13 protein-coding genes are annotated in these 14,788 nt (G+C 55.7%); 2 read left to right on the top strand and 11 right to left on the bottom strand.

Translation table 11 applies throughout. From position 1 onward, the window contains the following. Both QZ302_RS05130 and QZ302_RS05125 read left to right on the top strand, forming a co-directional pair. A partial coding sequence (locus tag QZ302_RS05130) for a glycosyltransferase family 2 protein (RefSeq protein ID WP_294593234.1) occupies window positions 1-856 on the top strand: 856 nt, incomplete at its 5' end. After that, window positions 853-2,400 (top strand): sugar transporter, encoded by a 1,548-nt coding sequence (locus QZ302_RS05125; protein WP_294593231.1) that lies wholly within the window; start codon window positions 853-855, stop codon window positions 2,398-2,400. The genes QZ302_RS05130 and QZ302_RS05125, both read left to right, overlap by 4 nt. A gap of 92 nt (window positions 2,401-2,492) precedes the next feature. Here the strand turns inward: QZ302_RS05125 and QZ302_RS05120 are convergent, their stop codons facing one another. The 11 genes from QZ302_RS05120 to sppA form a co-directional block, all read right to left on the bottom strand. After that, window positions 2,493-3,443 (bottom strand): Gfo/Idh/MocA family oxidoreductase, encoded by a 951-nt coding sequence (locus QZ302_RS05120; protein WP_294593229.1) that lies wholly within the window; start codon window positions 3,441-3,443, stop codon window positions 2,493-2,495. An 11-nt stretch (window positions 3,444-3,454) separates the two neighbouring features. Continuing rightward, window positions 3,455-4,426: a Gfo/Idh/MocA family oxidoreductase gene (locus tag QZ302_RS05115; RefSeq protein WP_294593227.1), complete on the bottom strand. Its 972-nt coding sequence runs from the start codon at window positions 4,424-4,426 to the stop codon at window positions 3,455-3,457. Between the two features lie 58 nt (window positions 4,427-4,484). Then, window positions 4,485-5,165, bottom strand: coding sequence for an acylneuraminate cytidylyltransferase family protein (locus QZ302_RS05110; protein WP_294593225.1), 681 nt, complete (start codon window positions 5,163-5,165; stop codon window positions 4,485-4,487). A gap of 9 nt (window positions 5,166-5,174) precedes the next feature. Further along, window positions 5,175-6,239 (bottom strand): nucleotidyltransferase family protein, encoded by a 1,065-nt coding sequence (locus tag QZ302_RS05105; protein WP_294593223.1) that lies wholly within the window; start codon window positions 6,237-6,239, stop codon window positions 5,175-5,177. Continuing rightward, the gene (gene neuC / locus QZ302_RS05100) at window positions 6,236-7,438 is read right to left on the bottom strand and encodes a UDP-N-acetylglucosamine 2-epimerase (protein WP_294593221.1); all 1,203 of its coding nucleotides are present in this window, start codon (window positions 7,436-7,438) and stop codon (window positions 6,236-6,238) included. The genes QZ302_RS05105 and neuC overlap by 4 nt, the downstream gene beginning before the upstream one ends. Then, on the bottom strand, window positions 7,435-8,445 hold the full coding sequence (neuB, locus tag QZ302_RS05095) for an N-acetylneuraminate synthase (protein ID WP_294593218.1): 1,011 nt from the start codon (window positions 8,443-8,445) through the stop codon (window positions 7,435-7,437). The genes neuC and neuB overlap by 4 nt, the downstream gene beginning before the upstream one ends. Beyond that, window positions 8,442-9,089, bottom strand: a complete 648-nt coding sequence (locus QZ302_RS05090) for an acetyltransferase (protein ID WP_294593216.1) — start codon at window positions 9,087-9,089, stop codon at window positions 8,442-8,444. The genes neuB and QZ302_RS05090 overlap by 4 nt, the downstream gene beginning before the upstream one ends. Beyond that, window positions 9,086-10,213, bottom strand: a complete 1,128-nt coding sequence (locus tag QZ302_RS05085; RefSeq protein WP_294593236.1) for a LegC family aminotransferase — start codon at window positions 10,211-10,213, stop codon at window positions 9,086-9,088. The genes QZ302_RS05090 and QZ302_RS05085 overlap by 4 nt, the downstream gene beginning before the upstream one ends. Window positions 10,214-10,469: 256 nt before the next feature. Next, window positions 10,470-11,288: a purine-nucleoside phosphorylase gene (locus tag QZ302_RS05080; RefSeq protein WP_294593214.1), complete on the bottom strand. Its 819-nt coding sequence runs from the start codon at window positions 11,286-11,288 to the stop codon at window positions 10,470-10,472. Then, complete coding sequence (gene lpxK, locus QZ302_RS05075; protein WP_294593212.1) at window positions 11,245-12,327, bottom strand: tetraacyldisaccharide 4'-kinase; 1,083 nt, start codon at window positions 12,325-12,327, stop codon at window positions 11,245-11,247. The genes QZ302_RS05080 and lpxK overlap by 44 nt, the downstream gene beginning before the upstream one ends. A gap of 222 nt (window positions 12,328-12,549) precedes the next feature. Continuing rightward, complete coding sequence (sppA, locus tag QZ302_RS05070) at window positions 12,550-14,400, bottom strand: signal peptide peptidase SppA (protein WP_294593210.1); 1,851 nt, start codon at window positions 14,398-14,400, stop codon at window positions 12,550-12,552. Window positions 14,401-14,788 lie beyond the last annotated feature (388 nt).

The raw sequence follows: 14,788 nt of genomic DNA, 5'->3' as shown, positions 1-14,788 counted from the left end.
CGTAGTGGTGATCGACTTGAAAGAGAATGTCCGTCAGGGAGGAGCACGAAACCGAGGAATCGAAATCGCGCGAGGAGAATATATCGGTTTTGTGGATGCGGACGATTGGGTCGATCTCCAAATGTTTGAGAAACTATATAACAAAGCGAAAGAAACAAAGGTAGAGGTTGTATCCTGTGATTATGAGATAGTCAATCAGCTGGGTAGAGTACAGCTTGGTAAATTACCAGACCGCAGTGACATATATGGGACAATTACAGAACAAACCCGTCCGGAGGTGATTTTGACCACAGGAAGCATCTCGTGTAAATTAATTCGGAGAGAACTGCTGGAACGTACCCATTTACGGTTTCCGGAACAAATTTTCTACGAAGACAACTGTTTTAATACGATATTGGGAGTGGTTTTAGAGACATATGCCCATTTACCCCAATCTTTATATTATTATTTTGATAATTCAGATTCCACCACGCGAAAGCGTAATTCTATGCGGATAGCTGACCGCTTCAAATCGTTGGATCTGCAATTGGATTATATGCAGTCGAAGGGTCTGGAATTAAAATATGCTTCGGTAATTAATTATATCGTCATCCGTACATTATTCAATACGGTGACGAGCTACCTGGGAACTTCCGATGAGCCGGATAGGAAGGTTTTGTATGAGGTGCACAAACGTTTGAAACTCCAGGTCGTTCCAGAGAATGGGCGGAATCCGTATGTGGGTCGATTGTTCTCGTCGCGCGAGAAACTACATTTGATGTTGTTTCGATTTAGTCCGCGACTTTATATGACATTTCGAGAAATAAAACGATCTTTGCGGTTAAGAAAACATAAATCGTTTCTTTTTTGTGGATGACGATTAGATCCAGAGCGCATAAGAGTTTCCTCAATGCCCGTACCAATCTGATTTTCTATTTTTTGGTATTGGCTGCGACTTTCTTTTCGAGAAAAATCTTTCTCGAAAAGTTAGGAGACGATTTTGTGGGGATGACCTCGACGCTTTCCAATCTGCTCGGATTGCTCAATCTGGCGGAATTGGGAGTGGGGAGTGCGGTGGGGTATATGCTCTACAAACCGCTGGTCGAAGGAGATCGGGAGCGGATTAATCAAATCGTTTCGGTATTAGGCTATGTCTATCGCAAGATTGGCTTGGTGGTGATTGCCGGAGCGGTCGTATTGGCTGTTTTTCTGCCCTGGATCCTGGAAAGTGCGCCGTTCAGCAATTTGCTCATCTATTTTACCTATTTGAGCTATTTGGTGGGAGCCGTACTGGGGTATTTTGTCAACTACCGGCAGTTGTTGCTGAATGCCGATCAGCGGCAGTATGTGGTGACCGCTTATTACCAAAGTGCCAATATCTTGCGGCTCTTGATCCAGATGGCCGTGCTGTATCGCACCTCCAATCCGTATTATTGGGTAGGGATCGAGATCGGATTTTCGTTTATCTATAGTTGGATTCTGAACCGGCGTATCGACCGGGCCTACCCGTGGTTGAAAACCGCGGTCCAGAACGGACGACAGTTGCTGAAAGCGTATCCGGAATTGATTAAATATACCAAACAGATTTTCGTTCACAGGATAGGAGCGACCGCACTGTTCAATCTTTCTCCGGTATTCGTCTATGCCTATACATCGTTGACGATAGTAGCGTACTATACGAACTATACGCTGATCGTGTCGAAAGTGCAGTTGCTGGTTTCGCAGCTTTTGGGGAGCGCCGATGCCGGGATCGGCCAGCTGGTGGCCGAGGGAGATGAGAACCGGATCCAAAAAGTGTTTCGAGAGATATTCGCCCTGCGTTATTGGGTAGGAGGCACTTTGGTCGGGGCGCTATGGTTCGGATTGAATCCGTTTATTCAACTGTGGTTGGGGGCGGAGTATCTCTTGCCGCCGGGTACGGTGGCTCTGATCCTGTTGAACCTCTATATCATGTTTACCCGTGTGGCCGATAGTTTCAACATGGCTTACGGCTTGTTCTATGATACCTGGGCGCCGATTACGGAGGCCGGATTGAACGCGGGATTTTCCGTGTTGTTAGGTCATTTCTGGGGGTTGAACGGGGTTTTGTTGGGAACCACCCTGAGTATGTTGGCGATCGTGGTGATTTGGAAACCTTATTTTCTGTTTAGCAAGGGTTTCCGGTTGTCCGTATGGAGATATTGGCGGCGGGTGGGAGTTCATGTATTGATTCTGGCCGGAGTATTTGTTTTAATCGGATGGTTGAATCGTTATTGTCCGGTCGACCCGGCGGCGGGATACGGCGTTTGGTTCCTCTATTCGTTGACTGTCACGGCTCTTTTTGCCCTGTTGCTTTTTGGTGTAATGTTGCTCTCGACGGAGGGAATGCGTACTTTGACATCGCGCATGATGCAGTTGATACGCAGTCGATTGCGGCGTTAAGGGATGGGGTGCTCCGTGATGCGTACAAAAAACGGGAACCTGTCGATTCAAGGTTCCCGTTTTTTCTGAAAGTATAAGCAGGAGGGGGTGTTTTAATCGGTATATCCGCTCATTGCTTTATAGTACCGTTCGATGTGTTCTTTTTGTTGTGCCACGGTGCAAAAACGCGTGTAATCTCCCGCCAGAAAAGCCTGGGTTTGCAGATAAAATCCCGGTTTAAAGTCGACATCGAGTCGATTGTCGATTTCAACCGGATTAACCGTCACCGACCCGATTTCTTGTATTTGGAGTGTCTCCATGGGTTTGAAATAGAGTCTGTGCTTTCGAGTCAGCATCTCGATCACCCACCGCCCCGGCGACTGCCAAGCGGCACCGTAATTAAATAAAGCGCCCTGTTGTGTAACCCCTGCACCGGCAAAGACTGTTGCGGACGGGTGCCAGTCAAGTAGCCTCTCGCCGGCAAGATAACAACTGAGGCGTTCGGGTTGTCCGCCCAGAAAAAATGCAGTGTCGATCACATGCGATGAATTACCCAGTAGCCAGTGTCGGCATGCGATTTCGGCATAATTATCCGGATGGATGGTGTGAGTCCATTCTGTAAACTCGAAGTTGAATGCAATCACGCCCCCATCTTTGTTGATTATTTCTTCGGCCTTGAAGACCGAGCTATAAAAGCGTCGGTTATACGCCAAGGCGATCATACAGCCGTTTCGTTCTGCTTGTTCGCACAAAACATCGATCTCGTGTAAAGCGCCGATTCCGGGTTTTTCGAGCAGGATTTTTTGTACGCCGTAGTCCATCAACTGTCGGGCGGTCGTTGCGAGTTGATCGATGCCTACGGCTACGATAGCTGCTTCAGGAAGTTTCGGAGCGGAGGCCAGAAAGGTCTCTAACCCTCCTTTTACCACATTGTGCCCCGTAGCTGCTTGGAATGCTGTCGCCGAGTTTTCGCCTCGTCCTATGGCCGTGTATTCACATTGTAATGCTGCGAGGACTTTCGCGTACTCGCGGCCCATGTTGCCTACTCCGATCAACCAAATCATCTTTGTCGTGTTTATGTTATCGGGCAATTATCCCCGTTTTTTCCCGTTGAATTATTATAAAATTTCACTAGAGGCTGTAAGAAGGTCAGGTGCAGTCGTGCCGATTCAGTATAAGAAGGCAGAGCGCAAATTCCTTGTTGCAAGATTTGTTCGGCTACGAGTCCGGTCAATTGGCTTTGGTATTTCATGCCGATATTTCCCCAGAACTGCCCGTTTTTTGTGATGGTATCGCTGGTCTCGTTGATCTCGTACCGTGCCTGGTCGGTTGAAATAATCAGTTGTGACGCCACATCGTCCCGGGACGACGATGTGATGTGCAGGATATTGCCTCGTTTCGTCGAACTGGTTATTGTTCCTGTAAATTCGACGTATCCAGGGCGCTTGCTTGCCTGTATCTCCGGATCCAGTGCGCTGAGATCGAACGGTTGTATGTCTGTGTCGCCGGTCAGGAATGCGAAGTGGTCGATGAAGTGGATGGTGTTGCATCCCAACCCCCAATTCGAACCGTTCTTTTCATATGTGATTATTCCTGTATAATTCTGCAACTCTTTCTGTAACAACTGGTATCCTTGAAATAGACGACGGGTACAGTTTATCCATGTCTTACCCGATAAACCTTTATCCTGAAGTAAATCGTGAATCGTGTGATAGGATTTTAAATCCGGGAAAAGAACTTTTTCCAGTAACAAGTAAGAAACTCGTTTCTTGGATAGAAGCTCTTTTAAAATTGTCGCACGAGGTTTCGAACCGGTCGCGATAATTACCAGATCGATTTCAGCATCCAGTTGATCCATATCAGTCAGATAATCAATCGAATGTATCTGTGGATTGGTTTCGATTTGTTCATAACGATCTCGTGCTGTATCCAATGCTGCTTGTGAGCTGTCCACGACTTGGATACGCATGGGTAATCGTGCCGATTTCAATCCTTGCAAATGCCGACTGCCTAATTGTCCGGCGCCTATGATAGCGATATGACACATGAAGTCAAATAAAAATAAAGTACAATGTGGTTTCGTTGTTGATGTTAATATAGCAATCTTATTTGTTGCGCATGAAATGTTCAACAATTTGCCAATCCGTCAAGGAGTCTATGTCATAAGATGTTTCTTCCGACATGACGTATTTCAACCGTTTTGTGAAGTTTGGAATGCCTTTTTTTTGTAACGAGATCGGATTGATTATGTAGATCGCTCCGTTGTATTCGTAATATGACGTTATTTGCTGTCTGGGTCCACTATGTGTATTGAGTGTGGGAATCAGCCACCCTTCTTCATTTTCATGACTGATGACGGCAGCAGCATGGGATTTTTTGACGGATACCACCATGTCTATTCCCGGATGGGTCTCGTAAAGTGCCAATGCTTCATGCACTTGTGCTGCAGTACGTAATGGAGAGGTGGGCTGAAGTAACAGTATGGCATCGTATTCCCGTCCTTGCTGTTGGTAAAAGTTTAGCGCATGTACCAGGACGTCGTTTGTTGTGGCTGTGTCTGTACTGAGGTGGGCTGGTCGTACAAATGGCACATACAATCCGTATCTTTCAACAACGTCGATAATTTCTTGTGCATCGGTTGATACGCAAATATCTTTGTCGGAAACAATCGTTCGTGCCAACTCGATCGAATAACCGATTAACGGTTTACCGCACAGCGGCCGTATGTTTTTCCCGGGTAGTCCTTTGCTGCCTCCACGAGCGGGAATGATGACAAGTAGTTTCATGAACCGCCTTTATTGTTTGTGTATGTGCTGGGCCAACTCCTGCACCTTGCGGAAGTCGTCCGGTTTGCCGATGTCGATCCAGTAGCCGGACAACGGATAGCGGATGACTCGTTTCTGCTGCGCAATCAGTGCCTCCATCAGGTCGGTGGCGTTGTAGAAAACACCGTCCGGAATCTGGTCGAGCACCGTGCGTCGGAGCAGGTAGATGCCGGCGTTGGCGTAATAATGGAAGTTGGGTTTTTCCTTGATGCCTTTGATCTCGCGCGTGTTCTCGATTTCGAAGATCCCGTAGGGTACGTTGACGTTGTACGGAACGGCGGCGATGCTCATATCCGCATCGTGCTTTTTGAAATGGAGGTAAAAATCCTCTAGGTCGATATTGGTGAACAGGTCGGAGTTCATCACCAAAATCGTGTCGTTGTGCCAGTCGGGAATGAATTTCACGGAACCCATCGTGCCGAGGTATTCCGGTTCGCGCACACACCGAACGCGAACCCCCTCCGTTCCCTTCGGCTGTGCGAAGTGCGTTTCGAGCTGTTCTGCCAGGTAATTGACGGTGACGTTGATATGTTCGATCCCGTGTCGCAGCAGGTTGTCGATGTTATAGTCGATGATCGGTTTCCCGGCTACCGACAGCAGCGGTTTCGGGGTCTCCAGTGTCAAGGGCCGCAGCCGTTCTCCTTTGCCGCCCGCCATCAGTACGGCGTCGAGCGGCAGGAACGACCGTCCGCCTGCGAAACTAACCACCCGCACGATGCGTTCCTCCCTGTCCAGAACCGGAACGAGTTTGAGCTGCCGTTCCTTGATATGTCGCAAAGTCTGCACACTGAAATCTCGCTCGCGAATCGCCGTGAAATGAGGATTCATCACCTCCTGAATCGAGCTTTCCAACCCGCATCCGTTCGATATGGCCCGTCGTATATCGCCGTCGGTTACGGTTCCGACCACTCGTCCCGTATCGTTTTCGATGGCAAACAGGGTCAGTGACAAATCGGCCGAAATGTCGTTGAGTTTCCGCACGGCGTCCAATATGGTAGCGGTCTGGGGGATAATATGTCGTGTGTGGTCTCTCATTCCGTCGTCGTGTGCGGCAGGTCGTGGAAATGCTTTTGTACGGCTAAGGCCTGCCCGCCCAGGTGTTTTTTGATCGTTTCGTAAATGCGTATCGCCGTGTCCGGCCGTTCGTAAGGGTTGAAGCCGGTGGCCGGAATCCCGCCTGTTAAAAGTAACGATAATTTTTCAATAATCTCCTCTTGTGTCGTTCCGCAGTGCACGACCGACGGTGCCGCGATCCGTCCCCGCTGCCGGTCGCCGATATCGATCGTCGGAATCCGGAAGCTCGGCACTTCGACGATCCCGCTGCTCGAATTCCCCACCACCCCGCCGATATATTGCAAGACGGACAGATAGCGTTTTAATCCCAATGAGGTGAACCATACGCACCGCTTGTTCCGGCTCGCCTCGGCGCACCATGTTCGTATCCGCTCCGCAATAACCCCGCTGCCCGTGTCCGAGTTGGGCATCGTGAAGATGACCCGCACGCCGGCACGGGTGCGCATGGTGTCGTCCAGAGCCCCCAGCAAGGCGTCGATTTGCTGTTCGGCATCGGACTGTTCGTCGAGTGTCACCGGATGGTAGGTGACCAGCAAGGTCTGCCGGTCGATCGGGAACCCTCCGAGGCTCTCTTCGGTCTGTGCCTGAGACCACAAAGGTATCTGCCGTATATTGTCCACCCCGATCGCGCCCACGTTATATACCGTTGCAGGATCTTCGCCCAGCTGGATGACCCGTTGCCGATACGCCTCTGTCGAGGTGAAGTGCAGGTGCGACATCTTCGTGATCGCGTGCCGTATCGCGTCGTCGAAGGCTCCCTCGGTGATCTCTCCGCCGTGCAGATGGGCCACGGGAATCCGAAAGATCAACGCCGCCTCCACCGCACACAGAATCTCGTATCGATCCCCCAGCACGATAATCAGGTCGGGCTTTAGCGCATCGTACGCCCGCGCGAACCCGCTCAAGGCGCGACTCATCTCCATAACGGTCTCCTGCGGGGTATCTTCGGTCGCGGTTTCGTCGATCGTGGGCACGCGGTAGTCAATGGCGAATCCGTCGGATTCGATCTCTTTACTGGTCTCGCCGTATCGGGCCGAGAGGTGCATGTGGGTGGCCACGATTTGCAGCTGCAACTCCGGATCGGCCGCAATCAGCCCGGCCAGGCGCGTGAGAAGCCCCCATTCGGCCCGGGTGCCGGTGACTATGCAGATTTTTTTCATAATTCGATCGGTTCGTCCGGTTCGAAATTTCGCGGGGCCGGTTGTCCGACAACGGATTCCCAGCGCATCGGGCAGAGTCCCGTCCCGGGCCGTTTGGCCGTGAGATTTTCCTCCGTAAACAGCTCTCCCCGCTTAATCGCCGTTGCCGCCACAATCGATTTGCGCGCGATGGGAATATTCGGTCGTTCGGCCGGCGTCGGCTCTTTGGTGCCGTTGCCTAAGGCCGATTCCACGGCCCGGATTTGCCGCACCATGGCTTTGAGCTCGTCCGGCTCGAGCGAGGCCTTGTGATCCGGCCCGGGCAGGCTCCGATCGAGCGTAAAGTGTTTTTCGATCACGGTCGCCCCCATCGCCACCGCTGCTACGGGTATCTCGATCCCTTCGGTATGGTCGGAGTAGCCGACGGGCAGGCCGAACCGTTCGTGCATGGTCTGCATCGCACGCAGATTGACCTGGTCTTTTGGCGCGGGATATTCGGTGGTGCAGTGCAGCAGGGTAATCCCGTTCCGCGGTGTCCCGAAGCGGGTCAGCACGTCGATAGCCGCTTCGATTTCGTCGAGCGTGGCCATCCCGGTGGACAGGACGACCGGTTTGCCGGTTCGCCCGATGGCGCGCAGGTAGGGAAAGTTGGTCACTTCGCCGCTGGGGACTTTCCAAAAGGAGAGCCCGATTGGCGGTGAGGCGAGAAAGTCGATGCTGGAGAGGTCGAACGGGGTGGAGAGGAAGCCGACACCTCTGGCCTGGCAATGAGATACAAGTGCGTGGTGGTCGTCGGCCGAGAGTTCGAGCCGCTTGAGCATGGTGTACTGCGACTCTTCGCCGTGACCGAGATTGCGGCTTTGATAGGCAGCCTGCCGGGCGGTTCGGGTTACCAGTTTGTCGGCCTGGAAGGTCTGGAACTTGACATAGTCTACCCCTGCCGCCGCCGCCGCGTCGACGAGCTGCCGGGCCAGCTCCGGGGAGCCGTTGTGGTTTACGCCGGCTTCGGCGATGATCAGTGTCCTCATAGTCGTTTCATGAGTATGGCCGGATTTCCGGCATAGATGCCCGGTTCTTTCAAGGTCTTGCGCACGAAAGAGCCGGCGGCGATGATACTATCGGGTGCGTTGATCGAGATGCCGTTCAACATCACGGACTGGGATCCCAGGAAAACCCCGGGCGCGATCCGGCAGTCGCCGTTGACCATGGCGCCGGTGGAGATGTGGCAGTAATCGCCGACCGTAGCGTCATGTTCGATATTGGCCAACGTATTGATGATACATCCCTCTCCGATTACCGCCCCGGCATTGACCATGGCGCCGTGCAACACCACGGTTCCCGCACCCAGAACGGCGTGTCGGGAGACGTGAGCGGTCGAGGCGACGATGGTGGCGAATAGGCCTTTTTCTTCCATGACACGGGCTGCAATCCGTCGCCGTATCTCTGCGGTCTTGATGTGTCCGACGGTGATGACGAACCGGGTGTCGGGTTGCGAAGCGACGAAGGTCGACAGATCATCATCGGTGCCGATCACCGGATAGCCCAAGACGGTTGTCCCCACTTTATCCGCCGTGTCGAGTATGCCTGCGATTTTCCATTGGCCGGAAGACTCTGCGGCTTCGATCACCGATTTGCAGTGGCCCCCGCCGCCGATCAGGATAAGCGGTGTCATAGTCGTACAGAGCTGGGGATGTTGACGATGCGGTCAGCGAACCATTCGGCGGTGGAAAGGTCGCCGCATTCCGATCCGGCGAACATCGGAAGGCGGTTCATCAGCTCCCAAATCGGACGAGTCATCACGCCGTTGTCATTGGTTTGGGTCAGGAACTCAATCTGTGCCTCGTGATCCGGCAGAATCACGGCGTTCAGCCAATAGTTGCTCCGGGTATCCGCCGGTTCGCCGAAAAATTCGATATTCGCAGGGTGGTTGGAGAAGTGGGCCGCATATTCCGCAGCTACGGCCCGTTTGGAGTCGATATAGGCCGGAAGGCATTCCAATTGCGCACATCCCAAGGCGGCATTGATGTTCGGCATCCGATAGTTGTACCCCACCGCATCGTGTACGAATTCCCAACGGTGCGGCACTTTGGCTTGGGTGGTCAGGTGTTTGGCCCGTTCGGCCAGTTCGATATTTTCTTCGTTGAAGAGGAGCATTCCGCCGCCGCCGGTGGTAATGGTCTTGTTTCCGTTGAAGCTCAGCACGCCGACGCGGCCGAAAAGACCGGTGTGCCGTCCTTTGTAGAGCGATCCGACACTCTCTGCCGCATCCTCCACCAGCTCGATGTGCCACTCCCGACACACAGCGACCAACTCGTCCAAGTGTACCGGATGGCCGAAGGTGTGCATCGGTACGCAAGCCTTGATCCGTCGGCCCGTCCCTTTGTTGTAGCACTGCCCGTCCCGTACCGCGGCATGCCCGGCCAGCCATTCGCCCATTCGGGCCGGTGAGAGGCCCATGGTGTCGCGATCCACGTCCACGAATACCGGATGCGCTCCGCAATACGAGATCGCGTTGGCCGTGGCGATAAAGGTCAGCGGTTGGGTGATCACCTCGTCTCCGCGCTCCACGCCGGCCAGCATCAGGGCCATGTGCAAGGCATTGGTGCCGCTGACGCACACCACGGCTCTGGCAGCGCCGGTATAAGTCGCCATATCCCGTTCGAATCGGTTGACGAATTCACCCACGCTGGAGACGAACGTGGTGTCGATACATTCGTTCAGGTATTTTTTTTCGTTCCCGGAGAAGGTCGCGGCATGCAGCGGTACGAACCCCTGTGCGGCATAGGCGGGATACATCTCCCTGATTTTTTCGATAATCTGTCGGTAGTCCACGGTCTTTCGATTTACCATACAAAGATACTCCTTTATATGATATCCTGTATGGAACCCGCGGATGGGTTTCCGCCATCGGATCGTTTCGGACCTATTTGCGCAAGACATCCACCGGATTGGCTCGTACCGTTCGCCAGGACTGCCACAAGACCGAACTCCCGGCAATTGACAAAAGGTTGCCGAAGGGCTGGAAAAGATGTGTCAATACTTTGGAGAGAGTTTACAACTCCGCGACGAAGCGTTCGACCAAGGCGCACATCCGCGGCGTCGCCTCACGACCCGCGGCGATCACCTCGTCGTGCGTCAGCTTCACCCCCGTCCCCGTCAGCACGTTCGTGATCAGCGAGAGGCCGAATATGCGAACCCCCCGGTGTCGCGCTGCGATCACCTCCGGCGTCGTGGACATCCCCACCGCATCGCCGCCGATCTGGCGGAAATAACGTACCTCGGCCGGCGTCTCGTAGCTCGGCCCGGTCGTCCCCACATAAACCCCCTGATGCAGAACCGCTCCCTGCGTTTCGGCCACCCGATGGGCCTGGGCGATCAGCTGCCGGTCGTACGGCTCGCTCATGTCCGGAAACCGCACGCCCGCCTCCGGATCGTTCGGCCCGATCAACGGGTTCGGAATCAGGTTGATGTGGTCTTCGATCGCCATCATATCGCCCGCTGAGAAACGCGGGTCGAGGCCGCCCGCCGCGTTCGACACGATCAGCGTGCCGATCCCCAGGTCGCACATCGCCTGCACCGGCAAGACCACCTCCCGGATCGGATACCCCTCGTAGTAGTGCACCCGCCCCTCCATCGCGATCACCCGACGACCGCCCAGCACTCCGTAGATGAAGCGCCCTTTGTGTCCCTCGACCGTCGAGCGTGGAAAGTCCGGTATCTCGCTGTAACTCAATGTGGAGCTCACTTCGATGCGCTCGGTCAGCGCGCCTAAGCCGGAGCCCAGCACGATGCCGACTTCGGGCGGGGTCGAAGGGCTGATTCCCAGTCTATTCCGGATGAAGGACGTTGTATTTCTGATTTTCTCTGGCATATTGTTCCAATTGTCGCCGGAAGTCGCTCTCCCGGTTTTCCAAAAATTCCACGCGGATGGAGACGTAGTAGAGTCTCCGTTTGAAGTCGTCGCTGATTTTCCGGCTGTTCATGAGCCGGACGGCGTCTTTCTCGGTCACCACCACGACGGTCTCGGGCGGACAGCCGGACAAGGCCTCTTCGGCGGCGTGTATGTCCTTCATCTTGAAGGTGTAGTGGTCGCGGAAGACGAATGTCTGCCGCAGGTCGTAGCGGGATTCGAGCCCGGCCAGAAAACGGGTCGGGTTGGCGATCCCGACCATGGCGATCACCGGCGTCCCTTCGGGCAGCGTATCCGGCTGACCGTAAGCCGGATAGAGCGGTTTGGGGGGCTGCGAGACCATCCGGGTGAAGTAGAGGCTTTGGTACGGATAAAGGTCGAGGTTTTTGCTGACGATCCGGTAGTCGAGGGGTTTCATCTCCTCGGGACACTTCGTGACGACGACCATCTGGGCCCGCGAGAGTTGCGCCGGGCGGTCGCGCAGCCGGCCGAGGGGCAGCATCCGGTCTTCGTAGACCGGGTTGTGGTAGTCCATCAGGACGATGTTGACCCACGGTTCGACGTAGCGGTGCTGGAAGGCGTCGTCCAGAATGATGAGGTTGACCTCGGGATGGGCTTCGCGCAGCCGTTCGATCCCCTCGACGCGCCGTTCGCAGACGGCGACGGGAATGTCGGGGTACTTGAGTTTGATCTGTTTGGGTTCGTCGCCGACTTTCTTGAAGGAGCTGGTCACTGTGGCGAGCAGGAAGCCTTTGGTCTTCCGTTTGTAGCCGCGCGAGAGGACGGCGACGCGGAACTCGCTGGAGAGCAGCTCGATGAGGAGTTCGGTGTGGGGGGTCTTGCCGGTGCCGCCGACGGTGATGTTCCCCACGCAGATGATGGGGATGTCGAATTCGCGGCTCTTCAGCACGCCCCAGTCGAACAGCCGGTGGCGGATGTCGATCACGCCGCCGTAGAGCCAGGCTAACGGGGCGGCCAGTATTTGTCCGAGCAGTTTCAATGTGCTATTATATTGGTTACGAGTCGGTTGTGCGGTATCTCCGGGGGGCTCGCGCGGCGGGGTGAAAACGGGAGGGCGGAGGCGGGAAGTTACAATAAAATGTTGTAACTTTTAAACAGAATATAGTAACTTTATTGTAACATTTATACATAATCGGTGCGAGAAGTAGTCGTAGGGCCGATTGTGTTACAACATGGGGTTTATATTCGTTCACTTTTTTGCTCAGTAGCGCCATTCGAGGGTGAAGGGCATGGAGGCCTGGATGCCGCTCCGGGGGATCAGGGGCCGGAGGTGTTCGAGTTCGCGGTCGAGCAGGCGGGGGCCGGTGGCGGCAGAGGGGCTGCTGCCGAGGCCGAGGCGGGCGACGATGCTGCCGCTCAGCGAGCCGAGCAGGGTGGCGAAGGTGGGTTCTTCGGGTTCGGGGTATTGCCGGATGGCGTAGTCGGTGTCGGAGAGGCCGGCTCGCTGGGCGGCGAGACGGATGGCGTCGCGAAGGGTGCCGGTGGCGTCGGTCAGGCGGTGTTCGGTGGCTTGGAGGCCTGTCCAGACGCGTCCGCCGGCGAGGGTGTCGACGGTGTCGAGACTGAGGCTGCGCCCTTCGGAGACGACTTGCAGGAAGCGGTTGTAGACGCTGTCGACGCCGTTCTGGATGTAGAGGCGTTCGGCGGGGCTGAGGGGACGGAAGGGGTTGCCCATGTCGGCGCCGGGGGCGGTGCGGACGCCGTCGGAGGTGATGCCGAGGTGGCGGGAGGCGCCTTCCTGGAGGTTCACGACCAGACCGAAGACGCCGATGGAGCCGGTCAGGGTGGTGGGGGCGGCGAGGATGTAGTCGGCGTCGCAGCTCATGTAGTAGCCGCCGGAGGCGGCGTAGTCGCCCATGGAGACGATGACGGGTTTTTCGGATTGGCGGAGCTGGCGGACTTCGCGCCAGATGATTTCGGAGGCGAGGGCGCTGCCGCCGGGGCTGTTGACGCGCAGGACGACGGCGTGGATGTCGGGGTCGCGGCGAATTTCGCCGAGGGTCGCGGCGAGGGTGTTGCCGACGATCTGTTCGTTCGGGTCGCCGGCGTCGACGATGTCGCCGGAGGCGTAGACGATGGCGATTCCGTTATCGGAGTCGGGATTGCCGAGGAGGTCGGCGGAGGGGGTGGCGGGGTTGCCGTGGTAGTCGGCGAGGGGGATGAGGCGGGGATCGTCTGATGGGTCGTCGGTGTTGTGGATCAGGGTGTTGAGTTGGTCGCGAAGTTCATCGCGGTAGAGGAGGCTGTCGACGAGCCGGAGGCGAAGGGCGTCCCGGGGGGTGGCGACGGCGAGCCGGTCGGCGTAGCTTTGGAGGCTGTCGGGGTTCAATTCCCGGGACTGGGCGATCTCTTGGCACAGGTAGTCCCAGGTGGAGTGGGTGATGGAGGTGAGTTGCTGGCGGTTTTCGTCGCTCAGCCGGTCGAGGATGAGGGGTTCGCCGGCGCCTTTGAAGCGGCCGTGGCGGATGAGGTCGACGCGGATGCCGAGTTTGTCGAGGAGGCCTTTGTAAAACAGGACGTTGGCGGAGAGTCCTTCCCAGGCGAGGCCGCCCTGGGGGTTGAGGTAGATTTTGTCGCCGATGGTGGCGAGGTAGTAGCTGCCTTGGGAGTAGAGGTCGGCGTAGGAGATGATGAATTTGCCGCTCTCGCGGAAGGTGGTCAGGGCTTGCCGGAGTTCGTAGAGGGTGGCGAGGGAGGTGGGAAGGGCCATGGGCATTTCGAGGTAGATGCCGTCGATGCGGGGGTCTTGGGCGGCGAGTTCGATCCGGCTCACGGCGTCGAGCAGGGTGGTCTGGTGCCGGAAGCTGAGGGCGCTGTAGTCGAACAGGGCGAGGGCGTTGTCGACGGGTTTGTCGACGATGGGGCGGGAGAGGTCGATGTGCAGGATGCTATGGGGTTGCAGGTGGCTCTTCCCTTTCTGGCTGCGCGAGCCGGAGGAGCTGAGCACGCTGAGCAGTCCGGCGAATACGAAGAGGCTGAACAGAAAAAAGAAGATGCCGCTCACGAGGATGGCGAGCAGGCTGGCAAAAAAGGTCTTGAAAAAGGAGTTCATGGGTATTTCTTTGACTTTTAGGTCGTTGTATCTGTGGTTCTCGGGCTGGGGCTGACTGCCGGTTGCTTGGGGCTGAGGCTGCCGCGTTGGTTAAGGCCGTGGGCAGGTTGAGGATGCGCCAGCATCCGTCGAAAGTTCTTTGCGTCGCTTTCTTTCAAGAAAGCGACAGTTTCAGACGGGGCAAAGCTCGCCGCGCGCCGCCGCCTTAAGGAGCGATTCAACTATTTCGGCGGCGAACCGAAAGAGAATGAATCGCGCAAGGCGCGCGGAAACGCGGCGGAGCGAAAGCGGAGCCGCAGTGAAGCGAACACGGGGCGGAGAGCTGGGGCGAGTTTTGGGCTGCAACTGTTCTTCGGGCGCGAAAACCGTAGCCGGTTTTCGCGCCGGG

Source organism: uncultured Rikenella sp. (genome assembly GCF_910579375.1).
Taxonomy (GTDB): domain Bacteria; phylum Bacteroidota; class Bacteroidia; order Bacteroidales; family Rikenellaceae; genus Rikenella.
The sequence above is the reverse complement of the archived record's forward strand: the minus strand, read 5'-3'. Positions and strand labels throughout refer to the sequence as shown.

Coding starts and splice junctions, on each gene's coding strand:
- QZ302_RS05110 (WP_294593225.1), bottom strand. CDS start 5,165: ATGAAACTACTTGTCATCATTCCCGCTCGTGGAGGCAGCAAAGGACTA.
- QZ302_RS05120 (WP_294593229.1), bottom strand. CDS start 3,443: ATGATTTGGTTGATCGGAGTAGGCAACATGGGCCGCGAGTACGCGAAA.
- QZ302_RS05115 (WP_294593227.1), bottom strand. CDS start 4,426: ATGTGTCATATCGCTATCATAGGCGCCGGACAATTAGGCAGTCGGCAT.
- QZ302_RS05080 (WP_294593214.1), bottom strand. CDS start 11,288: ATGCCAGAGAAAATCAGAAATACAACGTCCTTCATCCGGAATAGACTG.
- QZ302_RS05090 (WP_294593216.1), bottom strand. CDS start 9,089: ATGACACCGCTTATCCTGATCGGCGGCGGGGGCCACTGCAAATCGGTG.
- sppA (WP_294593210.1), bottom strand. CDS start 14,400: ATGAACTCCTTTTTCAAGACCTTTTTTGCCAGCCTGCTCGCCATCCTC.
- neuC (WP_294593221.1), bottom strand. CDS start 7,438: ATGAAAAAAATCTGCATAGTCACCGGCACCCGGGCCGAATGGGGGCTT.
- QZ302_RS05085 (WP_294593236.1), bottom strand. CDS start 10,213: ATGTATCCCGCCTATGCCGCACAGGGGTTCGTACCGCTGCATGCCGCG.
- neuB (WP_294593218.1), bottom strand. CDS start 8,445: ATGAGGACACTGATCATCGCCGAAGCCGGCGTAAACCACAACGGCTCC.
- QZ302_RS05125 (WP_294593231.1), top strand. CDS start 853: ATGACGATTAGATCCAGAGCGCATAAGAGTTTCCTCAATGCCCGTACC.
- QZ302_RS05105 (WP_294593223.1), bottom strand. CDS start 6,239: ATGAGAGACCACACACGACATATTATCCCCCAGACCGCTACCATATTG.